This is a genomic window from Bradyrhizobium sp. BRP22, from assembly GCF_020194175.1.
Taxonomy (GTDB): Bacteria; Pseudomonadota; Alphaproteobacteria; order Rhizobiales; family Xanthobacteraceae; genus Bradyrhizobium.
On sequence record NZ_JADYVX010000004.1, the window covers coordinates 273,905 to 300,000 of the forward strand.

Below are 26,096 nucleotides of genomic sequence, written 5' to 3' on the forward strand. Positions count from 1 at the left end.
ATGACCTCGATCTTCGTGCGCTCGCTCGTCTTCAACGTGCTGTTCTATGTCGTGCTGGTGACGCTCAGCATCGCGGCAATCCCGACCGTGGTTTTGCCGCGCGGCGCGATGATGACGCTGGCCGCATGGTGGGCGAACGCCACGCTTTTCCTGATGCGGGTTGTCTGCAACATCAAGGTCGACTTCCGAGGGCTGGAGAAGATTCCGAAAGGGCCGCTGATCGTCGCCTCCAAGCACCAGTCGATGTGGGAGACCTTCCAGCTTCTGCGCTTCTTCGATCATCCGCTCTATATGCTCAAGCGCGAGCTGACGTGGATCCCGGTGTTCGGCCAGTTCCTGGTCAAGGCCGGCATGGTCCCGATCGACCGCGGCGGCGGGCCGCGCTCGCTGGTCAAGACGCTGCGCCGCGCGGCTGCCGAGGTGAAGCGCGGCCGGCAGCTCGTGATCTTCCCGGAAGGCACGCGGCGGCCGGTCGGCGCGCCGCCGAGCTACAAGACCGGCGTGGCGCAGATCTATGCCGAGAGCGGCGTGCCGTGCCTGCCGGTCGCGCTCAACTCCGGCCTGTTCTGGCCGCGCCGCACCTTCATGCGCTATCCGGGGACGCTGGTGGTCGAATTCCTCGATCCGCTGCCGCCGGGTCTGCCGCGCGCCGAGTTCATGACGCGTCTGCAAGAGGCGATCGAGAGCGCCACCGACCGCATCGTCGAGGCCGCGCGCGCCGAGCAGGCGCAATTGTTCGGCATCGTGCCTGATACCGCGAAGGCGAAGGTGTAGTTTTGTTTTGACGCGTTTTCTTCACGCGAACCGGTGTCCACTTCGCTCGAAAACGCTTTAGCTACGTTTCTTCCTGCAGCGGCAGCTCGATCGGATGCGCGTCATGCAGCATCGTTGCGAGCCTGTGCAGTTGCGGATCGCGGAAACCCTGCTTCTCGATCGCGAGCACGGTCGACAGCACATAGTCGCGGTTGTTGCCGGAGCGGCCGTGGCCCTGCTGGACGTAGCGGAGCTGGTCGGCGAGCGACAGCCGCCCGGCATATTGCACATGGCTGCGATCCACCACATAGGTCAACGCACTGACTCGCGACCGCGGGTCGTCCTCCAGCCACACCGAGCGATGCACCTCGCGATAGACATTGGTGGTCTGCTCGCGGCTGCGTAAATAGGCGACGGTTTCATGGCGCCGCTTGGCCGCGACGCGGAAGGCGATGCCGCGGCAGGCGCCGCCGCGATCGAGCCCGAGCACCAGTCCCGGCTTTTCCGGCGTGCCGCGATGGTCGAAGGAATACACGCAGAGCGCGCGGTGCTCGCCGATCAGCCGCGCCGCCATTTGTTCCTCGAATTCGAAGCCCGGCTTCCACATCAGCGAGCCGTAGCCGAACACCCAGAGGTCGTTGTCACCTGATTCGGGCGGGGAGAGGAGTTGCGCGGACATCGGCCCAAGGGCTAGCAAAAGCGGAAGGCGAAGCGAAGCGGTTTCATTGGCTTTAAAGCATGATCCGGAAAAGTGGGAACCGGTTTTCCCTCGCGACAAACGCGAAGCGTTTGCGCGGAGACCATGCTCGAACAGGGCCGGCATTTGCCGCTTACATTTGCCAAAATTGACAGCCAGAGGTCGCCGCATGTCTGACATGACCCCCGCGCCACGCCGGCGCTCGCGTTGGCGGCTCTTCGCCGCCCCCGTTTCCGTCCTGATCCTCGCCATCGTGTGGTCCGGCTTCTGGTTCTATGCCGCGTCCCAGGTCTGGGTGCAGGCCGATGCCTGGCGCGCGCAGGAGGCGAAGGCGGGCCGGGTCTATGATTGCGGCAAGCGATCGGTGGCCGGTTACCCCTTCCGGCTCGAGATCCGCTGCGAGGACGCCAGCGTGACCCTGCTCTCGCAGACCGCCGCGCCGCAGACGGCGTTCACCGCGCGGCTCGGCGAGATCCTGGTGGTGGCGCAGGTCTACGACCCCAAGCTGGTGATCGCCGAATTCAAGGCGCCGGCGACGCTCGCCGAGCGCGGCGCGCAGCCGCAGTTCGCCGTGAACTGGCGCACCGGCCGCGCCAGCGTGGTCGGCCTGCCGGCGGTGCCGCAGCGCGCCTCGCTGGTGTTCGATGATCCCGCAATCGATCGCCTCAACGGCTCGGTGCAGGTGCCGCTCGGCCGCGCTGCTCACGTCGAGCTGCACGGCCGCCTCGCGGAAGGCGCGCCCGCGGACAATCCCGTGATCGAGACCGCGCTGCAGATCAATGGCGGCAGCCTGCAGGACGTGCATCCGGTGCTGGCGACACCGTTCGATGCCGGCATCCGCGCCAAGATTTCCGGCCTGAAGGATTTCGCGCCAAAGCCGTGGCCGGAACGTTTTCGCGAGATCCAGGCCGCCGGCGGCCATGTCGAGATCGTGCAGTCGCGCATCCAGCAGGGCGAGATGATCGCGGTGTCCGCGGGCAATCTGAGCCTCAACGCGAGTGGCCGGATCGACGGCGAGTTGCAGATGACGGTCACCGGCCTCGAGCGCGTGGTCCCGGCGCTCGGGATCGAGAAGATGCTGGAGGAGGGCGTGCCGCAATCGACCCTCGACCGCGTCGCGCCCGGCGTGAAGACGCAGGATCTCAACAATCTGTTCGGCGCGCTCGACCGCGCGGTGCCGGGCCTCGGCAAGATGGTGAAGCAGAACGCCAATGTCGGCGTCGCCGCCACCATCAATTCGCTCGGCAGCGAAGCCATGCTGGAAGGCAGGAAGGCGCGATCCTTCCCGCTGCGCTTCGTCGACGGTGCGGTGCTGCTCGGCCCGATCAAGGTCGGCCAAGTCCCGCCGCTGTTCTGAGCGGTAGAGCCGTAGCCGTAGCCCGGGTGGAGCGCAGCGCCATCCGGGCTACGAGGCCGCGCGCTACTTCTTCTCCAGATTCGCGTGCGGGCGGCCGAAATCCGGCGCGGCCGAATCCTGGCCGATCTCGACGATGCCGCGGCGGATGGCGCGGGTGCGGGTGAAATGGTCGAACAGCGCTTCGCCGTCGCCGCGGCGGATCGCGCGGGTCAGCTTGGAAAGATCCTCGTTGAAGGTGCCGAGCATCTCCAGCACCGCGTCCTTGTTGCTCAGGAATACGTCGCGCCACATCGTCGGGTCGGACGCCGCGATGCGCGTGAAATCGCGGAAGCCGCCGGCGGAGAACTTGATCACCTCCGACGACGTCACCTGCGCAAGCTCATCGGCGGTGCCGACGATGGTGTAGGCGATCAGATGCGGCAGGTGGCTGGTGATCGCGAGCACGAGGTCATGATGGTCAGGCGTCATGATCTCGACCCTGGCGCCGAGCGCGGCCCAGAACTCGCGCAGCCTGTCGACCGCGCTTGCCTCGGTGCCCTCAGGCGGCGTCAGGATGCACCAGCGGTTGATGAAGAGCTCGGCAAAGCCGGAGTCGGGCCCCGAATGCTCGGTGCCGGCGACCGGATGCGCCGGCACGAAATGCACCCCGTCGGGGATATGCGGCCCCATGTCCCTGACGATCGCGCCCTTCACCGAGCCGACGTCGGAAACGATGGCGCCTTTCTTCAAGTGCGGCGCGATCTCCGCCGCCACCGGCCCGCAGGCGCCGACGGGAATGCAGAGGATGACGAGATCGGCATCCTTGACCGCCTCCGCATTGGTCTCCACCACGCGGTCGACGATGCCGAGCTCGGCGACGCGCGCGCGCGTCTTCTCCGAGCGTGCGGTGGTGACGATCTCGCCGGCGAGCCCCTGCGCCCGCGCGCCGCGCGCGATCGAGCCGCCGATCAGGCCGAAGCCGATCAGCGCAACGCGCTGGAAGTGCGGTGCGGCGTTCACTTCTGATCCATGAAGTCGCGCAGGCCTTCGACCACGAGGCGGTTGGCCTCCTCGGTGCCGATGGTCATGCGCAGCGCATGCGGCAGGCCGTAATTGTTCACTGCACGCAGCACCAATCCGCGCTTGGTGAGGAACGCGTCCGCCTCGGCGGAGGTCTTGCCCTTCTCGGTCGGGAAATGGATCAGCACGAAATTCGCGACGCTCGGCGTCACCTTCAGCCCGAGCTTGCGGATCTCGTCCGTCACCCAGCTCCGCCATTTCTCATTGTGCACCCTGGACATCTCGAGATGCGCACTATCCTCGACCGCGGCCACCGCCGCAAGCATCGCCGGACTCGAAACGTTGAAGGGGCCGCGGATGCGGTTCACCGCATCGACGATATGCGCGGGGCCGAACATCCAGCCCACGCGCAGCGCCGCGAGCCCGTGGATCTTCGAGAAGGTGTGGGTCATCACCGTGTTCTCGGTCGTCGCGCACAGTTCAAGACCGAGCCCATAGTCGTTGCGCACCACGTAATCCGAATAGGCGGCGTCGATCACCAACAGCACGTGCGACGGCAGGCCGGCACGCAGGCGCTTGACCTCGTCGAACGGCAGATAGGTGCCGGTCGGGTTGTTCGGGTTCGCGAGCCAGACCAGCTTGGTCCGCGGCGTGACCGCCTTCAGGATCCCGTCGACGTCGGCGGTGTAGTCGGTCTCCGGCACGACAACGTTCTTGGCGCCGTTGGCCATGGTCGCGATCGGATACACCAGGAAGCCGTGGGCGGTGGAGATCGCCTCCGAGCCTTCGCACAGATAGGTGTGGGCGAGCAGGTTGAGGATCTCGTCCGAGCCGGCGCCGCAGATGATGCGGCTCGGATCGAGGCCGTAGGCGCGGCCGATCGCCTCGCGCAGCACCTTCGACGTGCCTTCCGGATAGTCCTCCAGATGTTCGGCGGCGCGCTTATAGGCCTCGATCGCCTTCGGCGAGGGACCGAACGGCGTCTCGTTGGCGGAAAGCTTGAACACCTTGCGCCCCGGTTCCGCCACCGGGCTCTTGCCGGGGGTGTAGGGCGCAATATCGAGGATGCCGGGATTCGGCACGGGGCGGGACATCTCTAACTCTCTGGCTCCTGATTGTAGGGGCGGCCTTGCTTTAAGTCCTGGCTGTCCCGTTCGGAGGCACCGTATAGCGCGTTGCGTGGCTGCCGACGAGGGCTGATGAGCGCACCGAGGCGCCAGCCTTGATCAGCGCCAGCTTGATTTTTTCGAAGCCGATGCCCGCGACCGACACCAGCAGCGCCGCGCCGTCGAAGGCCGTGTCCGGCACCGCGACGATCTCGGCGAGCGGCGCCAGGGCGCGGGCGATCTCGGCGTTCCAGCCGGAGACGCGGACGCTCCACATCTCGACCTCGGTCACCATCGCATCGTCGGCGACCCGCGAGATGACGAAGACGGGGAGCGCCGCGGGATGGTCGGCACGCTCCAGGAACGGCAGCCGCGCGATGATCTTCGGCGCGCCCCCGGCCTCGAGGTCGATCCACCACGGCGTGCGGCTGGAAATGGCCGACACCAGCGCCAGGTCGCCCTTCGATTTCGCCACCGCTTCGACCGCCGCCTGCGCGCTGAAATGCGAGATGTAGGGCACCACGAAGCCGAAATGGAAGCGCGCCGAATCCCGCATCATGGATTCGCCGACCGAGACATCGGCATGCACCGAGAACGGCGCCTGGACATAGGTGAAGGTCGAGATGATGACGCGCCAGATGCTCTCGATGGTGTCGAGCGGCAGGATGCCGCGATGGCGCTCGACCAGGCGGCGCATCATGCCGGCCTCGCGCGCCGGCCGGAATGCGGAGCCGACTTCCTGGGTCTGCTTCACCTGGATCAGCCGATCGATGATGTCGCCGCGCGCCATCAACAGGCGATGAACCTGCTCATCGATCGCGTCGATCTCTTTGCGCAACTCGGCCAGCGAGGGCGGCGCCGGAGGCGTTTTTGACATGCTTAGAACTCAGCGAAAGTCTCTCTCCTCATCCTGAGGAGCGGCGCCTCGGCGCCGCGTCTCGAAGGATGCAAGCCCCCGTTCTGTCCCATGGGGCCAGATGGTGCAAGCTCAGTCTAAAGGTAACGATCAGGTTAACCGCCCGGTTGCTTGACGCAGGTCGGGTAAGGGACTAGTTTCCCACCCGTTCCGTGGTCATTTGAGCCGGCCGGCTTGCAGCCACGTTAAAGAATTCGCTAAACAGGCCGGGGACAGCAATGATCCCGGCCGAACCTTTGTTCAGGCCGGGTTTTTCATGGCCTGATTTCTGTCCCAAGACCTCCGCGTCGGAGGAAGGCGCCGCAACATGACCAAGGTGCAGTCGATCAAGTCTCCGTCGATCCAAAGCGAGGATCGCGCCCATGAGGCCGATCATCCATCTTCGCCAGTGGCGAAGTTCGGCATGGATCAGCCATTGAAGCTCGACTGCGGCATCGACCTCGCACCGTTCCAGATCGCCTATCAGACCTATGGCGAGCTCAACGCCGAGCGCTCCAACGCCATCCTGGTCTGCCACGCGCTGACCGGCGACCAGCATGTCAACAATGTGCATCCGGTGACCGGCAAGCCCGGTTGGTGGGAGACCATGGTTGGCCCCGGCCGGCCGCTCGACACCAACCGCTACTTCATCATCTGCTCCAACGTGCTTGGCGGCTGCATGGGCTCGACCGGCCCTGCGTCGCTCAACCCCGCGACCGGCAAGGTGTGGGGACTGGATTTTCCGATCATCACCATTCCCGACATGGTGCGCGCGCAGGCGATGCTGATCGACCGGCTCGGCATCGAGACGCTGTTTGCGGTGGTCGGCGGCTCCATGGGCGGCATGCAGGCGGTGCAATGGGCCGCGGCCTATCCGGAACGGGTGTTCTCGACGCTCGCGATCGCCTGCTCGACGCGCCATTCGGCGCAGAACATCGCCTTTCATGAACTGGGCCGGCAGGCGGTGATGGCCGATCCGGACTGGCGTAGCGGAGGCTATGTCGACCAGGGCACGCATCCACATCGCGGGCTCGCGGTCGCGCGCATGGCTGCGCATATCACCTATCTCTCGGACGCGGCGCTGCATCGCAAGTTCGGGCGGCGGATGCAGGACCGCGAGCTGCCGACATTCTCCTTCGACGCCGATTTCCAGGTCGAGAGCTATCTGCGCTACCAGGGCTCGTCCTTTGTCGAGCGCTTCGATGCCAACAGCTATCTCTATCTGACGCGGGCGATGGACTATTTCGATATCGCCGCCGACCATAATGGCGTGCTGGCGCAGGCGTTCCGCGGCATCAAGACCCGGTTCTGCGTGGTGTCGTTCACCTCCGACTGGCTGTTTCCGACCTCGGAAGCGCGGGCGCTGGTGCATGCGCTGAACGCGTCCAGCGCGCGGGTGTCGTTTGCGGAGATCGAGACCGACAAGGGCCATGATGCGTTCCTGCTCGACGTGCCCGAATTCTTCGATATCTCGCGCGCCTTCCTGGAATCGGCCGGCAAGGCGCGCGGCCTCGGCGATGCGGGAGCTCAGTGATGGCGCTTCAGGAACAAACCCTGCCGCTGCCCGGCGTGACGCCGCAGGCGCAAGCGAGCCATCGCCCGGACCATCTTCTCGTCACTGAGATGGTGAAGCCCGGATCGCGCGTGCTCGACGTCGGCTGCGGTGACGGCGATCTGTTGCAATTGCTGGAAAGCCGCGGCATCGACGGCCGCGGCATCGAGCTGTCGCGCGAAGGCGTCAACCGCTGCGTCGCCAAGGGACTTGCGGTGGTGCAGGGCGATGCCGACACCGACCTCGTCAACTATCCCGACGATGCTTTCGACTATGTGATCCTGTCGCAGACATTGCAGGCGACGCGGCAGCCGAAGGCGGTGTTGGAAAATCTCCTGCGCATCGGCCACCGCGCCATCGTCTCGTTCCCGAATTTCGGCTTCTGGAAGATGCGGTTGCAGCTCCTGATCGGCGGGCACATGCCGCGCACCGAGAACCTGCCGGCGACCTGGTACGACACGCCCAACATTCATTTCTGCACCATCAAGGATTTCGTGCAGCTCTGCGACGAGATCCACGTCAAGATGGAGCGCGCAGTCGCGCTCGACCTCTACGGCCGCCCGGTGCCGCTGAACCTGCCCTGGTGGGTCTGGAACATGTTCGGCGAGCAGGGCGTGTTTCTGCTGAGCAGGGGCGGTAAGGGACGCTAAAGCGTTTCCTCCGTCATTCCGGGGCGCGCAAAGCGCGAGCCCGGAATCCATTCATCCATGAACTCTGCGGCCCAATGGATTCCGGGCTCGATGTTCGCATCGCCCCGGAATGACAGCTAAACCACTATCGATCTCGGATCGCGCGGCAGCCATCGTCCTGCTTCCACCAGCGCGATGAAGCGCTCGACCATCTCGTTGAACAGCGCGGGCTCCTCGAGATTGAGCACGTGTCCTGATTTCGGGAAGAACGTCAGCCCCGCAGCGGGCAAATGTTTCTTCAGGAACAGGCTCGGCTCGACGCAATTGTCGTCCTCGTCGCCGCAGATGATCAGCGCCGGTGTCGGCACTTTTCCGATCGCCTCCGCCATGGTGTAGATCGAACGCCTTCCGCCTTGAAAGCTGCGCATGGTGTTGGCCGATCCCTTGGCATCGTGCCGGGCAAGCGCGGCGTAGAAGTCGGCATGGCCGCGCGGATCCTTGACCAGGAACGGAATCCGGCCCGGCGCCTCGCGCGTCACCTTGGCGACTTCAACTGATCCGATGGTTTCATACTGCTCGGCATTGGTGCGGCATTGGGCGCGGAAGGCATCTAAGTTTTCGAGACTCGAGCCGGAGCCGACGCCGGCGAGCGTCATCGACAATGCGCGCTCGGGCGCATTCAGCGCGACCTGCAGCGACGAATAGGAGCCCATCGAGAGCCCGACGAAATGCGCGCGCGTGATGTCGAGATGATCGAGCACCGCGAGCGCGTCGGTGTAGAAATGCTTGTAGGTGTAGAGGTCGGCCGATGGCGGGACGTCCGAAGGCGTGTAGCCGCGCGCGGAATAGGCGATGCAGCGGTGGCCGCGCGAGAAATAGCGCATCTGCGGCTCCCAATTGGTGTGATCGGCCGCGAACTCGTGCAGGAAGATGATTGGTGTCCCGCTTCCGGCCTCTTCGAAATAGAGGCGGACATTATCCTTGGCGACGGCATAGGGCATTTTAACGCTTCCTTCTTGTGAGCCTGCGGCCGCGAGGATCGCAATTAACGCTCGCGGCTGCAATGCGGCGACATCGTTTGCTTTTGGTCGCCAAATGTTCGCGAAATGACCCTGCATTTTTCGCCGCAGCGCGGCGTGAAATCTTCGTCTTGCCACAATGCGCAGGACAAAACGCGCCGCGCCTGTCATCCAGATGTCATCCACAGACGGGCGCGACGGGAAAATCGGGGGTGTAACAGAAGGAAAAAATGGGAAGTATGGTTCAGTTGCGTGCGTTCCGCCGGGTGCTGCGAGTTCTGGCACTGGCGTTGTGTTCGACGGTCATCGTCGTTTCTATCTCTCCCGCTTCGGCACGGCCTCATCATCACGCAGGGCGCCACGCCCGGGCCTATCATGCCGGTCATCATGCCAAGCATCACCATGCCCGCGCTCACCGCTGGCACAGGATTCGCGTCTCGCGCTGGGAGCGTGGCGTGACACGGATGCAGGCGCAGGGTCTTGCCGACAGCAATGCAAGCCTGTCGCCGGAGCCGCAGCAGGCGGCAGGCCTCGGCTCGTCGAACATCGTCGCCGAAGCCCGCCGTTACCTTGGCGGCAATCCGACCAGCCGATCGAGCCTGTGGTGCGCCCGGTTCATGAACATGGTGCTGCAACACTCCGGCTATCGCGGCACCGGCTCGGATATGGCGAGTTCGTTCGCGCGCTATGGGCAGCGTGTCTCCGGCCCGCAGGTCGGCGCCATCGCCGTGATGTCACGCGGACGCCGCGGCGGCCATGTCGGCATCATCACCGGCATCGACGCCAAGGGAAATCCGATCATGATCTCCGGCAACAACGGCAACCGCGTCCGCGAAGCCTCTGTCTCTCGCGGCAAGATCTACGCCTACGTGATGCCGACGAATTAGAGCGAGAATCGTCGCATCCACCGAGGTTCAATGGGCTTCGGTGGATGCGTAGCCGAGGTGGTGCCAAATCCCTCACGAACTCCGTTTCAGCCTCGATTCCGGGCCGGGCGCGGCGAGCGCTGCTTTGCGATCATGGATAAGGTTCTCGAGACGATGGGCGGCGACATTCAAGGTGGCTGTATCAAGCGCGCTCTCGTCGTTCGTTCCCGCTCTGGCACGCTGCGCACGCAGAACCTCGTCGATCTGATCCTCAATCTCCAATAATTCGGATTCCGTTTCAGCTTTTCGAATCCTCTGTCCCAGCACGTATAGCGAATCCAGCGCCGCTTCTTTGGTCTTGAGTTCGCCGGACCTGAGGAATTTCCAGGCCGCCGCCAGTATTGAGGCAAGCGCGCCCAGTGCCATCGGAGTGAGAAAGATCGCATTGCTCCACTTGTCCAGGAAGCTCTGCTGCGTGCCGTTGTAGAACTCTGCGGCGCCTGGATGAACCGGAAGATAGGCGCCGGGATCGGTGTCGGGTGCCTTTACCTGCGCCAGGATCGGCAGTTCGCTCGACAGATCCCTGCGCGCGCTCGTAAAGGCTTGCGTGAAATTAGCAACCAGTTCGGTATCAAGCGACTTCCTGGCAACCAGGTAGAAGGAAACCTTCAGCGTCGTGACGTCGTCTGGCGGAATCGGAGGGGAGCCTCGCAACGTACCCTTGGGGATGTCGAAACTCTCGTAGGCGCGCTCCTTCTCGGCAATCGCTCCGGCGGCATCGATCGGTATCAGAACCGGGGACGTTTTTGCGTTCTGCGAGAACAGTCCCCGCACCAGCGACAGATATTTTTCGGTCATGGGCATCACGAAAAGAACGGCACGCACCTCCTTGCTGTCGACCGCTCGGCGCGTGTCCGCTGGCGCAAGATTCCTGAACACGACATTGGCGCGATCGAGGGCGTATTCCTTTGTCAGCACGCTGACGATCTTCTGGTTGGTCTCGCCTCCAACCACGCCTACAGTGATGCGCTTCATCCCGGCGATGTCCGTGATCGACGATCCCGGCGGTGCGACAAGCAGCGCGACCGCTTGAGCCAGGACAACGACGGCTTGGGCATGCGAAAGGTCGCCGACGTCGCCCCGGACCACCGCGAGGTCGGTCTTGCCGCGGCAAACTCGCTGGCGGATTCGAGTGCGCCGGTGGTTTCGACGACCTTGAGCCGGACCGGCGCGTTCACTTCGGCGAGCCGGCTGGCAAGCGCGGATACGACTCTCGGCGCCTCGCCGTCCAAAGACCCGACCGCGATCGACAGCGTCACCGGCTGAACATACCAGCGGTAGCCAAACAGACTTGCACTCGCGGCCAAAGCAACCAGCCCGGCGACCACAACGATGCGCAGCCAGATTGGCAGCCTGATCGCGTCCATGCCTGTTCTCGACAAGTCATTATCAGCCGAAACCTGTGGCTCCCCTGGGCAGACCTGCACCCCCAGGTCATATTTCAAGGAAACTCCAATCCGGCTGTTCTGCGTGACCCACCTTCACTAATCCGCTGCCACCGAACTGGCCGCCTCCGACGCCGACTGTTCTAGATCTGAAGCTGCTGTTGTTTGGTTGCTGCTGCAGTCTTGTGGCGAGCTCTTTTCTCCCACTCTGTCCTCAAAGGGGTCGCGAACGACCACCTTCAGAGCCGAAAGATCGCCCTCACTCAGGAAGGAGATTTTTCCCGCTGGGGTCGCCACCATTCTCCCAATCGTCGAGAGCGGAATGCCAAGCTTCGCCGATAACCTGGCCAGGTAAATGGTGTCGCGGATCGTTTTGCTATCTTCTCCGCCATGACTGTTTGCCACCGAGTGGACTCCGATCGTTGCGCGTTCCGATATATAGCGCTTCCTGCTCGCGAGGAAAATGAACGCACATGCCGAGTCGCACTCTCCGGAAACGTACGTCGTCAGCCCCTTCTGACGCGTGAAGATTGCGATCCGGAATCCTTCATAGAGGTTTCCGCCTTTCGAGCTGAGATCGATGCCGGTAATTTTTCGCTGAGCACTGAAATAGGATCTAAATCGCACGTAGTCGCCTTCCACGATGTCACCGCGCAGCCGCAAGACATCCCCGGTGCAACCCGAAGCGCGCGAAATTTCCATGCCCACGCACTCCGCCGATAGGAAAATAGCCGAGAGGGTGAGTAGCGTTCTAATCACTCATCTCTCCACAATCATAAACCCAATGAATCTGTCCCAGTTCTGTTGCTCATTGGCAGAGCGCAGCAGTTGCGAATTGGAACTGCCAGCGCGGCCGTTTTCATTCTCGTCTCCCGATATCAACCCATTGCTGGGAGCGCCTTGTCCGCAGGCATTTCTGAAGCACGCGGCTTTGGCCCGGTCCCATGCTGTGTACGCGACCGCCGTATCGTTCCACCGATCAAGGTCACTGGCCTGCGGCGGTGATCCGAAGGTTAGTTCGGTGGTATTCACCGGTACAGGACGCAAGCGCCGCCACGCCAGCGCACACACCGGCGAACGGCCCGGCGCGTCTGGCGAATGGTGGTCCTGGCTACGCATACACCGTTGACGCGCGTCCTGCCCGGACCGCAGCCGACAGCCACTTGGGTGATCATGTCGTCCAGTTGGGGAAGCGGCGCAGGTGTCATGGCTTGCGCCGATGTTGCAACCGATAAGGCGAAGCCTGCAACAGCAATCATTCGGATCATTGCGCTCCTCCCTTGATGGAAGATACCAACGCTCCCACTCCACAAGGATGGTCGGGCTAGGTCTTGAGATAGATCAAGGTCCGCACCCGCTGGAGCCGGACGCTTCCCAAAAGATCAGGGAACGCGCCGCGCCGGTCGCAGCAGCCTGCAACTCGCCGTGGCAGAGGTTGCCGCTTTGGTTGAACCCATTGATATCGCGCTAGAGCAGCGGCGCGAAAAAAACAGTTGCGGGTTTGGCGTTTAAGCGCACTCATCGGCCACCTCCATCGCCGTCGCACGGCAATCCGTGGGCCGGTCCAACAAAAAGCCCCGGAAAATGCCGGGGCTTAAAGTCGGCTGGAGATCAACAGTCGATCAGTAACGGGCAGCAACCGGTGGAGCGTAGGTCCCCCAGTTGAAGCGGTAATTGACGCGCAACGTGATCATGTCCACGTCCTGGCTGACGCGATTGAGTGCATCGGCAATGATGGGGTTGCCCACCGAGAACGAATTGTTCGAGTCGCCCATGAACAGGTGATCGTACTCGACGCCGACCGACCAGTTCGGCGCGAAGCCGTATTCGAAGCCGACCCCCACGACGCCACCCCAGCGGGTCGAACTCGCCGAGGCAAATTCAAAGCCGCTGAACGTGTCGAGTATGCTGAAGCGGTTGCTCGTCACCGCCGCGCCACCTTTGACATACAGCAGCACCGTGTTCCAAGCATAACCGATCTGGCCCGTGAAAAGGCCGATGCCATCCGTCTCCACGCGGGTCGAGAACAGCGGGTTGATGACGCTGGCACGGGTGTTCTCGATATCGGCCCAATCTCCCTGGGCCTCCAGGCCGAAGACCCAGCCACCGCCCCACTGCCAGCGATACCCGATCTGACCGCCGACCAGACCTCCGGACCGGTCGCGGCACCCGTCACTGAACACTCCGCCGAAAGCGTCGACGAAGTCCCAGCAATTGCGGCTCTGGCCCCAGCCGCCGTTGGCGCCGATGTAGAAGCCGCTCCAGTTGTAAATCACCGGAAGCGGGGCCGGTGGCGGCGCCTTCACAGGCATATCAGCGGCCAGCGCCGGAGCGGACAGGCCGAGTGCAATCAAACCAACAGTGCCCAGCAAAAACTTTTTCATATCGTTCCCCCTCTTCGGCCTCGCCTGGGATCGGACGGCCGATGAACTTGTTGCGGCGGTTGTGTCTCCATTCCAATTCCACTTCGAAGCATAAATGATTTGACGCGCGAAGCGCGTGCCAGAACTGCAACACTCGTTTTTTGTTTCAGGAAGAAATGGCAAGCGTCCTGTCCAACCCGCACACGCTGGACTATGCGGTTCGTGCCAAAATAGCCGCCTGATGCGAGCGCTCTGAAATCACTCAAGCTGACTGCTGCAGATCAAGCGGCGCGTCGTTCTCGGGAAAAGTTGACCAACGGAGCGTGGCTCATCCGCTTGTCGGAGCAAAGCTAATGGGCCGATTGCGAGGGACTCTGCTGCCGCTCCTCGGTGGCACGACATGATCACCCAAGTAGCCGTCGGCTCGGCGCGTTATCGATTGCTTCGCTCCGCTCGCAACGACGATGGGGCCATTTCGGCTGTGACAAATTGACCCGACGGGCAAATCACCAAAAGTCTGTCGAGACCCTCACCCAAAAATAAATCGCTTAACCCGTCGGGCAAATCAGCATTATGACTCCGCGCGTCTCACCCAAGAGAGGGGCGGCTCGCGATCGTCACGAACGTTGCGGTGAGATGCGGTGGACGCGGGTGCTGCGAACGACGAACGCAGCTATTAGCGGACGGCGAAGTCGTGTGGTTCTGGCGCCCCGACGCTGGCGCTAAGTCTTTTGCGCGAAGAAGTTTACGCAAGAGGCGACGGTGGCAAGAAAGCCCGGTCACCGAGAAGAGCACGAAGTAAGCCGTAAACCATCGCGCAGGGAAAGCCGGTGTTGCTCCGGTTGACCTGTGGTCCTACCCCCGTGCTTTTTGTTGCACGGGGCCCACGGGTGCAACCGGCACCCGGCTTTCCCTGCGCCCTCACTTCGATGAGGGTGAAACGAGACGCAGACCTCGGACGCAACGCGCCGCGAGAACGCGAACTCACATCCCCAACTCCACCGTCATGCCCCGCGAAGGCGGGGCATCCAGTACCCGGCAGCCTTTCGGCTTACGTCAGGCGCCTTTGGAATACTGAATCGTCCGGTCAAGCCGGACGATGACAGCGGACAGGCTGTTTGAAAATTGAAACGGAGTCGTAGGATGGGCAGAGCGCAGCGAAACCCATCCTTCGCGCGGCTTGCTTCGTCCCGATGGGTTTCGCTGCGCTCTACCCATCCTGCGACGGCTTCGGCCTACAACAGCTCCGGCTGCTCCGCCGCGATCGCATCTCCTATCGCTACAGCGCCATCCGCGATCACCTCGGCGTAGACGCCGCATTCGTTGTGGCCGAGACGCTGCATCAGGGTGTTGGGGATGGTGAGGTCGCGCGCGCCGGTGTCGGGATCGACATTGACGGCGGCGCAGCGGGTGATGCGCTTGACCACCTTGGCGCGCGCGTTGCCGATGGCGATGGTCTGGTCGAGCAGCTCGAATTCGTGCCAGGCCGGCCAGCCCTCGACATAGAGGTTGGCGCGGAAGCGCAATGGATGCACCGGCCGCCCGACCATGTCCTCGATCGCACGCAGGCTGTTGAGGTTGATGATCGAGACCACCTTGCGGGCGACGTCGGAAAAGCTGTGGCCGGGGCTGGTCAGCACTTTCGGCGGCCCCTTGATCTCGCCGGCATGGTGGATCGTGAAATAGCGCTCGATCGCAGCGCGCCCCTCTGCGGTCTCAAGGTCGCCCTGGGCGACGATCTCGCCGTCCTTGCGCAGGGTCAGGACGTGGCTCGCGTCGTCGAACTGGGCGCGCAGCGGCACCAGCCACTGGTCCCGCTGCAGCATGAGGAAATGCGGCTTGGGCAGCCATTTGGGCTGATCGGGATCGAAGCCGCTCGGGCCGTTCTCGATGGCGTAGCGGCGGTCCGACAGCAGGGTCTGGCCGGCCTTGAGTTCGGTCCGCGGCAGCGGTTCCGGAGTGAGGCCCTTGACGGGATAGCGGTAGATACCGGCGATCTGTGCAGATGAAGCGGAGGACATCAGGCCTTTTAGGAGATTCTTGGCGATCGGGCCACTCACGCTGGCGAAATCATTGCGGAAAGCTCTTCCGTTTCGGAACCCAATGCCCACATTTGCATCAAGCCTGTACGAGGGCGACGACCACCGGCCGGGGTTGACCGACGTCAACACGGCCGGACTAGAACCCAATGAAGATGCTCTCCACAGTGCCTACGGGGCTGGGAGGGCAGGCCGAGGGAAAGCGAACGATGAATATTGAAAAATACACCGAGCGGGCGCGCGGCTTCATCCAGTCTGCGCAGTCGCTTGCCGTGCGCGAGGGGCACCAGCAGTTCTCGCCGCTGCATCTGTTGAAAGTGCTGCTGGACGACAGCGAAGGCCTTGCCGGCGGTCTGATCGACCGCGCCGGCGGCAATTCCCGCGCCATCCTCAAGGCAACCGAGGATGCGCTCAACAAGCTGCCCAAAGTGTCGGGCAGCGGGGCGGGACAGGTCTACCTTTCACCCGAACTGGCGCGGGCGTTCGATGCGGCCGAAAAGGCTGCCGACAAGGCCGGCGACAGCTTCGTCACCGTCGAGCGGCTTCTGCTCGGACTGGCGCTCGAGAAGAACAGCGAGGCCGGCTCGATCCTGAGCAAGGGCGGCGTCACCCCGCAGAATCTCAATGCCGCGATCGAGTCGTTGCGCAAGGGCCGTACGGCCGACAGCGCCACCGCCGAGAACGCCTATGACGCGCTGAAGAAATATGCCCGCGACCTGACCCAGGCCGCGCGCGACGGCAAGCTCGATCCGGTGATCGGCCGCGACGAGGAGATCCGCCGTACAATTCAAGTGCTGTCCCGCCGCACCAAGAACAACCCCGTCCTGATCGGTGAGCCCGGCGTCGGCAAGACCGCGATCGTCGAGGGCCTGGCGCTGCGCATCGTCAATGGTGACGTGCCGGAGAGCCTGAAGGACAAGAAGCTGCTATCGCTCGACCTCGGCGCGCTGATCGCGGGTGCGAAGTACCGCGGCGAGTTCGAGGAGCGGCTGAAGGCCGTGCTGCAGGAGGTGACCTCGACCGAGGGAACCTTCATCCTGTTCATCGACGAGATGCACACGCTGATCGGCGCCGGCAAGGCCGACGGCGCCATGGACGCCTCCAACCTGTTGAAGCCGGCGCTCGCTCGCGGCGAGCTGCACTGCATCGGCGCGACCACGCTCGATGAGTACCAGAAGCATGTCGAGAAGGATGCCGCGCTCGCCCGCCGCTTCCAGCCGATCTTTGTCAGCGAGCCCTCGGTCGAGGACACCATCTCGATCCTGCGCGGGCTGAAGGACAAATACGAGCAGCACCACGGCGTGCGGATCGCCGATTCCGCGCTTGTGGCGGCCGCGACCCTGTCCAACCGCTACATCACCGACCGCTTCCTCCCCGACAAGGCCATCGACCTGATGGACGAGGCGGCGGCGCGGCTGAAGATGCAGGTCGATTCCAAGCCGGAAGAGCTTGATACGCTGGACCGCGAGATCATCCGTCTCAAGATCGAGCAGGAAGCGCTGAAGAAGGAAACCGATCTCGGCTCGAAGGCCCGGCTGCAGACGCTGGAAAAGGAACTCGCCGATCTCGAGGAGAAATCGAACGCGCTGACGGCGCGCTGGAGCGCGGAGAAGAACAAGCTCTCCAACGCGCAAAAGCTGAAGGCCGAGCTCGACGCGTTGCGTGTCGAACTGGCCAACGCCCAGCGCCGCGGCGAATTCCAGCGTGCCGGCGAACTTGCCTATGGCAAGATCCCGGCGCTGGAGAAGCAGCTCGCCGACATCGAGGCCAGCGAGAACCAGGGCGCGACGATGGAGGAGGCGGTCACCGCCAACCACATCGCGCAGGTGGTCTCCCGCTGGACTGGCGTTCCGGTCGACCGGATGCTGGAAGGCGAGAAGGAGAAGCTCCTGAAGATGGAGGATTCTCTTGGCAAGCGGGTCGTCGGCCAAGCCGAGGCCGTGCGTGCGGTGGCGACCGCCGTGCGCCGTTCCCGCGCCGGACTGCAGGATCCGAACCGGCCGATGGGCTCGTTCATGTTCTTAGGCCCGACGGGCGTCGGCAAGACCGAGCTGACCAAGGCGCTGGCGGAGTACCTGTTCAACGACGAGACCGCGATGGTCCGCCTCGACATGTCCGAATACATGGAGAAGCACTCGGTCTCGCGGCTGATCGGCGCGCCTCCGGGCTATGTCGGTTATGACGAGGGCGGTGCGCTGACCGAAGCGGTGCGGCGGCGGCCCTATCAGGTGGTGCTGTTCGACGAGATCGAGAAGGCGCATCCCGACGTCTTCAACGTGCTCTTGCAGGTGCTCGACGATGGCCGCCTGACTGACGGTCAGGGCCGCACGGTCGACTTCCGCAATACGCTGATCATCATGACCTCGAACCTCGGTTCGGAATTCCTGGTGAACCAGCCGGAAGGCGAGGACACGGGCGCGGTGCGCGAGCAGGTGATGGCGACGGTGCGGGCGCATTTCCGCCCCGAATTCCTCAACCGCGTCGACGAGATCATCCTGTTCCATCGGCTGCAGAAGAGCGAGATGGGCCGGATCGTCGAGATCCAGTTCGCGCGGCTGCAGAAACTGTTGGAGGACCGCAAGATCACACTCACGCTCGATGAAGCGGCGCGCGACTGGCTGGCGGCGAAAGGCTGGGATCCGGCTTACGGCGCCCGGCCGCTGAAGCGGGTGATCCAGCGCAGCCTGCAGGATCCGCTCGCCGAGATGATCCTGGCCGGCGACGTCAAGGACGGCGACCACGTCAAGATCTCGACCGAGGGTAACGTCCTGACCTTCAACGGCAAGGTGGCGCAGACCGCCGAGATCGCCCAGTTCGAGACGCCGGTGCCGAAGCGCAAGCTGAACTGAGTTCAGGGAACGGCTCGAAGGCCCCTCCGCGGCTCTGCGGAGGGGGGCTTCAGTTTGGAGTTTGAGAGATTCATTCCTGCGTCACTGCCGGCCCGACATCGTCGTCGTCGCTCGGCTCGAGTTCGGAAAGAATATCCACGAGCTCGCGGGCGCGGCCGGTCGCGAGCGGCTTGCCGGCGTTCATCAGCGGCTCGTCATTGGCGAGCCAGGCTTGCGCCTCCGCCAGCTCGTCGACGGTGGCGCCGGTTGCGATGACCTTGGCGATGGTAACGTCGTCGATCTGGCCGACGGCCTTGACGACGTCTTCCCGCGTGATGCGCCTCATGCTCACTATCCCTCTACGCGAAACAAGGCCTCCGCCCGCCGTCATGGCAGGCGGGGACCGAAACAAGACAACCCTCGATCAGCGGTTCGTGGTCAGCCGCGGCGGATTCTGCGACATCATCCAGAGCTCGATCGCAGCCAGGATTGCCACCGCCGCGCCGATCACCACATGGACCGTCATCGCGGTGGTTCCCTGGAAGCCCAATATCCAAGGCGACACCAGGGCCCACAATCCGACGATCAGGTTCAGCCACTCCTCCCACACCGCGAATGCCGCCAGCGCCGCGATCGCAAGGATCGCGATGACGATGCCGGTGATGTAGGCGTTGGTGGAGACGGTTCCGGCTTCGAAGCCGAACAGCCAGGGCGACAGCAACAGGATCGCGCCAAGGACCAGATTTGCGACGTCGCACAGTTTCGCGTTCGTCCAATTCTCCATGACACCCTCCATTGGAGGTTTTTCGCGTACCCATGAAACCGAGCTGACGCCTTCCCGGTTCCACGGCCGCGGCAAATTTGCGCGCTGGGAGCTATTTCCGGGTGACTTTGTAGACCGCGTTCTCGACGTCGGAGGAGAAGTAGATCGTCCCGGACGCTCCGACCCCCACCCCGGTCGGGATATTGCTGGGCAATCCACCGGGGGCCGCGGGAAGGCCGATCGGCAGATTGGCCGCGATCTCGGTGATGCTGCCCTGCTGCGGATCGATCTGGATGATCCGCCGGGCGCCGACCTCGGCCACCACCAGCCTGCCGTCGGGGGTGAGCGCAATCCCTTCCGGTCCCTTCAGGTCCTTGGCGATCACGGTCTTCTCGCCATTGGCGCCGACCTTCGATACCTGGCCGGCGAAGGCCTCGGTGAGATAGACGCTGCCGGCGGGGCCGGCGGCGAGCCCCACCGGACCGGCGAGGTCGCCGATGACCGTCGTGCGGTCCTTGCCATGCTCGCCGCTGACGCGCAGCAGCGATTTGCTGCCGAGCTCGTTGACCAGGAGGCTGCCGTCGTCGAGCCTGACCGCGTCATGCGGCGCCTTGAACTCGTGCAGCATCTCGATGGTCTTGCCGGTCTTGCGGTCGATCACCTGTACCGTTCCGGTGAACCAGCTCGACAGGATCACATGGTCGCCCTTCGCCGTGGCGCTCATCGGATAGTCCAGGGTCACGCCGTCGGCATGCATGCGGGCGGACTCGGATACTTCACCGGTTGCGCCGTCGATGGTGCGGTAGGCGAAAACATCGGCGAGATAGATCGTATCCTTGCCGCCGTCGGAGACGACGGCGAGGCCGCCGGGCAAGGCGAGCTTCCCGATGATCACCTGCCGCGCCGAGCCGGTCTCCGGATCGACCTCCTGGATGCCGTTGTCGGCCATGTTGGAGACGAAGATCCGGTCCTTGTCATCGATCGCGAGATTGTCCAGGGACGGCTTCAGCTGCGCGACCAGCTTCTTGGCACCGCTCTTCGGGTCGATGCGCACGAGCTGGCCGAGCGCGGTGTCGACCACGAACAGGTTGCCCTTCGAATCGAAGTTGACCGCCGCTGGCACCTTGAAGCCGTCGGCCACGACCGACAGCTCGGCTTTGTCGACATCGACCCTGGCGACCTGGCCCTTGAACCAGAGCGGCCCGTACAGCCGGTCATCCGGCCCGAACTCGAAGCCGTTGAGGCCGCCCATCTTCTCCATGATCTTGCGCGGCGGCTCTATGCCTTCGACGTCGATCTCATAGAGCGCGTCCCCCAGGAAGACCTGCGTCGCATAGAGCCGGCCGTCCTTGCGGAAGGCGAGCGAGTTGATGCCGGGCAGCCCGGAGGCGAGCTTCCTGACCGGCCCGTCGCCCTTGCGTGCGTAGAGATCTCCGGTGAGGAAGCCGGTCCAGGCCATGGTGCCGTCGGGTGCGAAAGCGATGTCGTCGGCCATGCCCTCGGGGGAGGGGACCGCGATCTTGGCCGTGCCGTTCACGCGGTCGACTTCGTAGAGCGCAGCGCCGGCGACGCTGCCGGCGAACAGTCTTCCGCTCTTGTCGATGCCGAGACCATGAACCCCGTGAAATGCCGAGCCGGGGACGAGTTTCGTAACCTCATGGCTCTGCGCGGAAGCCCCGCCACCGGTGGTGCACAGAAATGTCGCCGCAACAGCCGCACAGAGCGCAGATCCTCTCGTCATGACGTGACTCCTCCCGATGTCGTTTTGTTTCTTGTGGCGGGAGTATTCGTCCGGCCCGGCGGTTTGGCAAATGAAAGCCGGTTAGCGCCGTAATGCTGCCGCCTCAAAGAACGGCACACAGCGGAAGGCCGACGCTCGGACGCTTGGGATTTGCCGAGGAGATCAGCGGTTGCTGACGGGGCGCGATCCGGTCGAGCCGGTGGCGTCGGAGACGACGCGGGAGCTGCCGCGGCTGTTCATCTGGGCATCGATCCGGTCGCGCTCCTTCTCGAAGTTTGCCAGCATCGGGCCATCGAGCGAGCGCCCGCGCGGCAGCTTCACGCGCATCGGGTCGACGAAACGGCCGTTGACCAGGATTTCGTAGTGGACGTGGGCGCCGGTCGACATGCCGGTCGACCCGATGAAGCCGATTACCTGGCCCTGGCGCACGCGCTTGCCGGCCTCCATGCCCTTGGCGAAGGCGGACATGTGACCGTAGGCGGTCTCGTAGCCGTTGTTGTGCTTGATGCGGACATACTTGCCGTAGCCGCCCTCCCAGCCGACCTTTTCGACCAGGCCGTTGCCCGAAGCGAAAATCGGCGTGCCGTAGGGGGCCGCCCAGTCGACGCCGGTATGCATCTTGACGTAGCCGAGGATCGGATGACGGCGGCCGCCAAAGCCGGAGCGCATGATCGCGTTGTTGACGGGTTTGCGCACCAGGAACTTCTTCGCGCTCTTGCCGGTCTCGTCGTAATAGTCGACCACCGAATCGTCTGGCGTCTGGAACCGGTAGTATTTCTTGGTCTCGCCGCCGACCGTGAGCGCCGCGTACAGCACCTCGGTCTTTTCGGTGCTCGTGACGCCTTCGTCCTCGCCGGCGTAGAAGACGTCGAAGGAGTCGCCGGGCTGTACCTTGCGCTGGAAGTCGACGTCATAGGAATAGATGCGGACCATGTCCTCGATGACGTTCTGCGGCACCTTGTTGCGCAGCGCGGTCTCGTAGATGCTCTGATAGAGCCGTACGCCGCTGCCATCATCCTCGTCGTCATCCTCGCTGTTGTCAGCGGTCTCGGACACGGTGTTCATGCTTTGCACGTCGACGGCGACATATTTGCCGATGTCCGACAGCGCCGCGACTGCTTCGACCTGGGTGTCGTTGGCGACGATCACGCGATAGGGCTGCAGCCGCGCTCCCGGCGCCGGATTTGCCGGCGCCGTCAGGATGCGCAGTTTCTGGCCTTCCTTCAGGCCGCCATCGCGGCCGCGGGCGCCGAGCGTGGCGGCGATCGCCTTGGCCTCGTCGGCTGTCGCGCCCATGTCGCGGAGCACCGAGGCGACCGTGTCGCCCTTCTTGACGATATGCACCCGCTCGCCGGTCGGATTGCCGCCCGTGACCTGCTCCTTGGTCTTGGGGAGCAGCGTGACGTTTTCTGGCACCACGCGGGTCTCGAAGCCGGCATAGGGATCGGAAACGTTGCCTTCGGTGGCATAGGCCAGCTTGAGGTCGGGCTGGGCGCCGCCGACGTCGGCGGTGGCGTTGGCCAGCGTGTAGCGGACACCGCCGTTGTTGCCGCGCCAGTTGGCGGCGTCACGCACCCGCATCAGGATCTCGTCGAGCGCCACCACCGAGGCGATCTTCGCCTTCGGCAGCACCTGTGCCAGGTCCTTGGTGACGAAGGAGACCTCGGCGTCCGGCTCCACGGCTTCGGGATTGTTCGGATCGTCGGCCGCCGCGGGCTGATTGGTGCCGACATCGCTCAGCATGCGCTGGGCGTTGAACGGCGGGATCTTGGCCGAAAGATCGCTTGTCGTCATCGACAGGTTGCCGGAGATGCGAACATACGGCCGCACCCGCATCACATCGCGGTTGCCGACGCGGGTCACCGTCGATACCCGCACCACGTTGCGCGAGGCGCTTGCCTCCGACGGCGGTGGCAGGCGGTCGCTCTTGTGCAGGGTGGCGCCACGGTCGTTGGCGCTGATCGCACCGCGCAGCGCGCCCTCGACCCGCTCCGGGAGCTTGGCGAAGGTCATCTCGCCGTCGAGGGACGCAAAAACGGCGCCGCCGATCAAGGCCGCGCCGCACAGGCCGGTGAGGATGGTGCCGCTGAACCACTGCACGGAAACACGGCGGCGGTCGATCACCGCAGCCTCCGAGCCATCGACCGAAAGCGGCGGCTCGTGACCGAGATCGATCATCCCGGTCTCGCGTCCAAAGCCGCTCCCGCGTGACGCCCGTTGGCTCAAGCCTGTGTCCCCCCAAGTTCCATCAACATACGACGAGACTTCCGCACTCTCTTCCGCCCGTATTCGCCCTAGCAGGGCAATCCGGCAGTACGGCGCGCCACATGCAGCAACATTCGCGAATTATCGAAGGCCGGTGGCCAACCACAATCTCGAACGTCAGCGATGTGTAAATCTCTCGATGTTGCTCGGCCGCACGGAACTGACGACGGGTTCATCAGAAATCGTCAGTCCCTTGGTAGAAACCGCCGGCAGCCCCCACTGGCATCCGGCGATTCATTGCATATCTAATCGTCAGAACGTCGCAGGATTGTGGCTCAAGTACGGCGTAAAGTCCCGAAAAATCGAGGACTTCTGCGCCGGAGAAAATTCTGCACCTGATGCGACGATTTGTTGACAATGGCCGTTGACAAGCCGGATTGGGCCGGCCTATAAGGCGGCCACTGAGCGCGGCGCTGCATTGGCCCCGGAGGCCAAGGCAAGCTTTCGCGCCCTTGATGCTCCTCACTTTGATGAGTGACTCAACAGCCGAGTTAAATCGGTTGGGGATTTGCCGTCGAGTGAAGAGGTCGGAACCCTCCTAAGGGTGTGAGGTCCTCGGATCTCGGGCTGTTTGACAAGTAAAGATGAAGAAAGAGAAACGTGGACGGCGGAGTCCTTGCGGGTCTCGCTTCTGAAGAGCTTCGGCTTTTCTGATCGAGACCGGACGAAAGACTTCGGCGGTACACGTTTTGAATAAGGTTACACCATGGCCTCTTCATTGAGGTCAGGTCGCCAGCGATGTGAATCGCTGTGCGATTTCGGTGTGGACCTCGTCAAACGTTGTGATCAGCCGGCTCAAAGTTTCAAGTCCAACTTGAGAGTTTGATCCTGGCTCAGAGCGAACGCTGGCGGCAGGCTTAACACATGCAAGTCGAGCGGGCGTAGCAATACGTCAGCGGCAGACGGGTGAGTAACGCGTGGGAACGTACCTTTTGGTTCGGAACAACCCAGGGAAACTTGGGCTAATACCGGATAAGCCCTTACGGGGAAAGATTTATCGCCGAAAGATCGGCCCGCGTCTGATTAGCTAGTTGGTGAGGTAATGGCTCACCAAGGCGACGATCAGTAGCTGGTCTGAGAGGATGATCAGCCACATTGGGACTGAGACACGGCCCAAACTCCTACGGGAGGCAGCAGTGGGGAATATTGGACAATGGGCGCAAGCCTGATCCAGCCATGCCGCGTGAGTGATGAAGGCCCTAGGGTTGTAAAGCTCTTTTGTGCGGGAAGATAATGACGGTACCGCAAGAATAAGCCCCGGCTAACTTCGTGCCAGCAGCCGCGGTAATACGAAGGGGGCTAGCGTTGCTCGGAATCACTGGGCGTAAAGGGTGCGTAGGCGGGTCTTTAAGTCAGGGGTGAAATCCTGGAGCTCAACTCCAGAACTGCCTTTGATACTGAAGATCTTGAGTCCGGGAGAGGTGAGTGGAACTGCGAGTGTAGAGGTGAAATTCGTAGATATTCGCAAGAACACCAGTGGCGAAGGCGGCTCACTGGCCCGGTACTGACGCTGAGGCACGAAAGCGTGGGGAGCAAACAGGATTAGATACCCTGGTAGTCCACGCCGTAAACGATGAATGCCAGCCGTTAGTGGGTTTACTCACTAGTGGCGCAGCTAACGCTTTAAGCATTCCGCCTGGGGAGTACGGTCGCAAGATTAAAACTCAAAGGAATTGACGGGGGCCCGCACAAGCGGTGGAGCATGTGGTTTAATTCGACGCAACGCGCAGAACCTTACCAGCCCTTGACATCCCGGTCGCGGACTCCAGAGACGGAGTTCTTCAGTTCGGCTGGACCGGAGACAGGTGCTGCATGGCTGTCGTCAGCTCGTGTCGTGAGATGTTGGGTTAAGTCCCGCAACGAGCGCAACCCCCGTCCTTAGTTGCTACCATTTAGTTGAGCACTCTAAGGAGACTGCCGGTGATAAGCCGCGAGGAAGGTGGGGATGACGTCAAGTCCTCATGGCCCTTACGGGCTGGGCTACACACGTGCTACAATGGCGGTGACAATGGGAAGCGAAGACGCAAGTCCTAGCAAATCTCAAAAAGCCGTCTCAGTTCGGATTGGGCTCTGCAACTCGAGCCCATGAAGTTGGAATCGCTAGTAATCGTGGATCAGCACGCCACGGTGAATACGTTCCCGGGCCTTGTACACACCGCCCGTCACACCATGGGAGTTGGTTTTACCTGAAGACGGTGCGCTAACCGAAAGGGGGCAGCCGGCCACGGTAGGGTCAGCGACTGGGGTGAAGTCGTAACAAGGTAGCCGTAGGGGAACCTGCGGCTGGATCACCTCCTTTCTAAGGATGATCCTTCAGAGAGCTCACGCTCGCTATCGGATCGTTTTAGAAACATCTCGGGGCCAATCGATCGCCAGATCGCTTGAGCTCCATTGGCGGGACCTCGCCGTCTTCGTTTCTCTTTCTTCGCGGACGAACACGCGCCAGGGGCTTAGCGCTGTGCGGTGCATCGGCGCTTGCGTCGGTTGCGCGCAAGCCTGCTCCTAATCCGTTGTTGGATGAGCGTTAGGGGCTTGTAGCTCAGTTGGTTAGAGCGCGCGCTTGATAAGCGTGAGGTCGGAAGTTCAAGTCTTCCCAGGCCCACCACTTTGATCGAGCGAGCATTCGTCTTCTGGTTACGGGGCCATAGCTCAGCTGGGAGAGCGCGTGCTTTGCAAGCATGAGGTCGTCGGTTCGATCCCGTCTGGCTCCACCAGCCTTCGCTGGCGGATCGCCAGCTACGGCTCGGCAAGCCGACCAACGCGAAGGCTGCCGCGTCGA

21 protein-coding genes, 2 tRNA genes, 1 rRNA gene and 1 riboswitch are annotated in these 26,096 nt (G+C 63.1%); of the genes, 10 read left to right on the forward strand and 14 right to left on the reverse strand.

Going from position 1 to position 26,096, the window contains the following annotated elements; genetic code table 11:
* Complete coding sequence (locus tag I6F35_RS08070; RefSeq protein ID WP_225117120.1) at nucleotides 1-774, forward strand: lysophospholipid acyltransferase family protein; 774 nt, start codon at nucleotides 1-3, stop codon at nucleotides 772-774.
* A 61-nt stretch (nucleotides 775-835) separates the two neighbouring features.
* Here I6F35_RS08070 and I6F35_RS08075 read toward each other — a convergent pair whose 3' ends face one another.
* Nucleotides 836-1,432 carry a gamma-glutamylcyclotransferase gene (locus I6F35_RS08075; RefSeq protein WP_225117121.1) on the reverse strand — a complete coding sequence of 199 codons (597 nt, stop codon included), beginning with the start codon at nucleotides 1,430-1,432 and terminating at the stop codon, nucleotides 836-838.
* Nucleotides 1,433-1,619: 187 nt separating this feature from the next.
* On the opposite strand from I6F35_RS08075, the gene I6F35_RS08080 reads away from it, so the two are divergent.
* Entirely contained in the window at nucleotides 1,620-2,807 is a 1,188-nt protein-coding gene (locus I6F35_RS08080; RefSeq protein ID WP_225117122.1) for a DUF2125 domain-containing protein, read from the forward strand.
* 63 nt (nucleotides 2,808-2,870) lie between these two features.
* Here the strand turns inward: I6F35_RS08080 and I6F35_RS08085 are convergent, their stop codons facing one another.
* Genes I6F35_RS08085 through I6F35_RS08095 form a run of 3 tightly spaced genes read right to left on the reverse strand, consistent with a single transcriptional unit; the run spans nucleotide 2,871 to nucleotide 5,789 of the window.
* Nucleotides 2,871-3,806, reverse strand: coding sequence for a prephenate/arogenate dehydrogenase family protein (locus I6F35_RS08085; protein ID WP_225117123.1), 936 nt, complete (start codon nucleotides 3,804-3,806; stop codon nucleotides 2,871-2,873).
* Nucleotides 3,803-4,900 carry a histidinol-phosphate transaminase gene (hisC, locus tag I6F35_RS08090; RefSeq protein WP_225117124.1) on the reverse strand — a complete coding sequence of 366 codons (1,098 nt, stop codon included), beginning with the start codon at nucleotides 4,898-4,900 and terminating at the stop codon, nucleotides 3,803-3,805. The genes I6F35_RS08085 and hisC overlap by 4 nt, the downstream gene beginning before the upstream one ends.
* Before the next feature lie 40 nt (nucleotides 4,901-4,940).
* Nucleotides 4,941-5,789 (reverse strand): chorismate mutase, encoded by an 849-nt coding sequence (locus I6F35_RS08095; RefSeq protein WP_225117125.1) that lies wholly within the window; start codon nucleotides 5,787-5,789, stop codon nucleotides 4,941-4,943.
* 181 nt (nucleotides 5,790-5,970) lie between these two features.
* A riboswitch (SAM riboswitch) is annotated at nucleotides 5,971-6,050 on the forward strand.
* An 85-nt stretch (nucleotides 6,051-6,135) separates the two neighbouring features.
* Between I6F35_RS08095 and I6F35_RS08100 the strand changes: the two genes are divergently transcribed.
* Both I6F35_RS08100 and metW read left to right on the forward strand, forming a co-directional pair.
* Nucleotides 6,136-7,341 carry a homoserine O-acetyltransferase gene (locus I6F35_RS08100; RefSeq protein ID WP_225117126.1) on the forward strand — a complete coding sequence of 402 codons (1,206 nt, stop codon included), beginning with the start codon at nucleotides 6,136-6,138 and terminating at the stop codon, nucleotides 7,339-7,341.
* Nucleotides 7,341-8,009 (forward strand): methionine biosynthesis protein MetW, encoded by a 669-nt coding sequence (gene metW, locus I6F35_RS08105; protein WP_225117127.1) that lies wholly within the window; start codon nucleotides 7,341-7,343, stop codon nucleotides 8,007-8,009. Before I6F35_RS08100 ends, metW begins: the two co-directional genes overlap by 1 nt.
* Nucleotides 8,010-8,125: 116 nt before the next feature.
* Here the strand turns inward: metW and I6F35_RS08110 are convergent, their stop codons facing one another.
* Nucleotides 8,126-8,989 carry an alpha/beta hydrolase gene (locus I6F35_RS08110; RefSeq protein WP_225117128.1) on the reverse strand — a complete coding sequence of 288 codons (864 nt, stop codon included), beginning with the start codon at nucleotides 8,987-8,989 and terminating at the stop codon, nucleotides 8,126-8,128.
* Nucleotides 8,990-9,246: 257 nt separating this feature from the next.
* Here I6F35_RS08110 and I6F35_RS08115 point away from each other — a divergent pair, with 257 nt between their 5' ends.
* The gene (locus I6F35_RS08115) at nucleotides 9,247-9,894 is read left to right on the forward strand and encodes a TIGR02594 family protein (RefSeq protein ID WP_225117200.1); all 648 of its coding nucleotides are present in this window, start codon (nucleotides 9,247-9,249) and stop codon (nucleotides 9,892-9,894) included.
* A gap of 72 nt (nucleotides 9,895-9,966) precedes the next feature.
* On the opposite strand, the gene I6F35_RS08120 is transcribed toward I6F35_RS08115, so the two are convergent.
* The 5 genes from I6F35_RS08120 to I6F35_RS08135 form a co-directional block, all read right to left on the reverse strand.
* Entirely contained in the window at nucleotides 9,967-10,908 is a 942-nt protein-coding gene (locus tag I6F35_RS08120; RefSeq protein ID WP_346283146.1) for a TAXI family TRAP transporter solute-binding subunit, read from the reverse strand.
* A complete protein-coding gene (locus I6F35_RS40460) occupies nucleotides 10,905-11,300 on the reverse strand; it encodes a hypothetical protein (RefSeq protein WP_346283147.1) in 396 nt (131 codons plus the stop codon). The genes I6F35_RS08120 and I6F35_RS40460 overlap by 4 nt, the downstream gene beginning before the upstream one ends.
* A 117-nt stretch (nucleotides 11,301-11,417) precedes the next feature.
* Nucleotides 11,418-12,020 (reverse strand): hypothetical protein, encoded by a 603-nt coding sequence (locus I6F35_RS08125; protein ID WP_225117129.1) that lies wholly within the window; start codon nucleotides 12,018-12,020, stop codon nucleotides 11,418-11,420.
* A 920-nt stretch (nucleotides 12,021-12,940) separates the two neighbouring features.
* Nucleotides 12,941-13,702, reverse strand: coding sequence for an autotransporter outer membrane beta-barrel domain-containing protein (locus tag I6F35_RS08130; protein WP_225117130.1), 762 nt, complete (start codon nucleotides 13,700-13,702; stop codon nucleotides 12,941-12,943).
* 1,214 nt (nucleotides 13,703-14,916) lie between these two features.
* The gene (locus I6F35_RS08135; RefSeq protein ID WP_225117201.1) at nucleotides 14,917-15,702 is read right to left on the reverse strand and encodes an MOSC domain-containing protein; all 786 of its coding nucleotides are present in this window, start codon (nucleotides 15,700-15,702) and stop codon (nucleotides 14,917-14,919) included.
* Between the two features lie 227 nt (nucleotides 15,703-15,929).
* Between I6F35_RS08135 and clpB the strand changes: the two genes are divergently transcribed.
* Nucleotides 15,930-18,569 (forward strand): ATP-dependent chaperone ClpB, encoded by a 2,640-nt coding sequence (gene clpB / locus I6F35_RS08140; protein WP_225117131.1) that lies wholly within the window; start codon nucleotides 15,930-15,932, stop codon nucleotides 18,567-18,569.
* Nucleotides 18,570-18,639: 70 nt separating this feature from the next.
* Here the strand turns inward: clpB and I6F35_RS08145 are convergent, their stop codons facing one another.
* The 4 genes from I6F35_RS08145 to I6F35_RS08160 form a co-directional block, all read right to left on the reverse strand.
* Nucleotides 18,640-18,894 carry a hypothetical protein gene (locus I6F35_RS08145; protein ID WP_225117132.1) on the reverse strand — a complete coding sequence of 85 codons (255 nt, stop codon included), beginning with the start codon at nucleotides 18,892-18,894 and terminating at the stop codon, nucleotides 18,640-18,642.
* Nucleotides 18,895-18,972: 78 nt separating this feature from the next.
* Complete coding sequence (locus I6F35_RS08150; RefSeq protein ID WP_225117133.1) at nucleotides 18,973-19,332, reverse strand: SPW repeat protein; 360 nt, start codon at nucleotides 19,330-19,332, stop codon at nucleotides 18,973-18,975.
* A 91-nt stretch (nucleotides 19,333-19,423) separates the two neighbouring features.
* The gene (locus I6F35_RS08155) at nucleotides 19,424-21,052 is read right to left on the reverse strand and encodes an SMP-30/gluconolactonase/LRE family protein (RefSeq protein WP_225117134.1); all 1,629 of its coding nucleotides are present in this window, start codon (nucleotides 21,050-21,052) and stop codon (nucleotides 19,424-19,426) included.
* Nucleotides 21,053-21,214: 162 nt separating this feature from the next.
* Nucleotides 21,215-23,278 (reverse strand): M23 family metallopeptidase, encoded by a 2,064-nt coding sequence (locus I6F35_RS08160; RefSeq protein ID WP_225117135.1) that lies wholly within the window; start codon nucleotides 23,276-23,278, stop codon nucleotides 21,215-21,217.
* Nucleotides 23,279-23,411: 133 nt separating this feature from the next.
* Here I6F35_RS08160 and I6F35_RS08165 point away from each other — a divergent pair, with 133 nt between their 5' ends.
* The 4 genes from I6F35_RS08165 to I6F35_RS08180 all read left to right on the forward strand — a co-directional run bounded on the left by I6F35_RS08165 (nucleotide 23,412) and on the right by I6F35_RS08180 (nucleotide 26,031).
* Nucleotides 23,412-23,672 carry a hypothetical protein gene (locus tag I6F35_RS08165; RefSeq protein ID WP_225117136.1) on the forward strand — a complete coding sequence of 87 codons (261 nt, stop codon included), beginning with the start codon at nucleotides 23,412-23,414 and terminating at the stop codon, nucleotides 23,670-23,672.
* Between the two features lie 455 nt (nucleotides 23,673-24,127).
* A 16S ribosomal RNA gene (locus I6F35_RS08170) occupies nucleotides 24,128-25,616 on the forward strand.
* A 229-nt stretch (nucleotides 25,617-25,845) separates the two neighbouring features.
* Nucleotides 25,846-25,922 (forward strand) — tRNA-Ile (locus I6F35_RS08175).
* A gap of 33 nt (nucleotides 25,923-25,955) precedes the next feature.
* Nucleotides 25,956-26,031 (forward strand) — tRNA-Ala (locus I6F35_RS08180).
* Nucleotides 26,032-26,096: the final 65 nt, after the last annotated feature.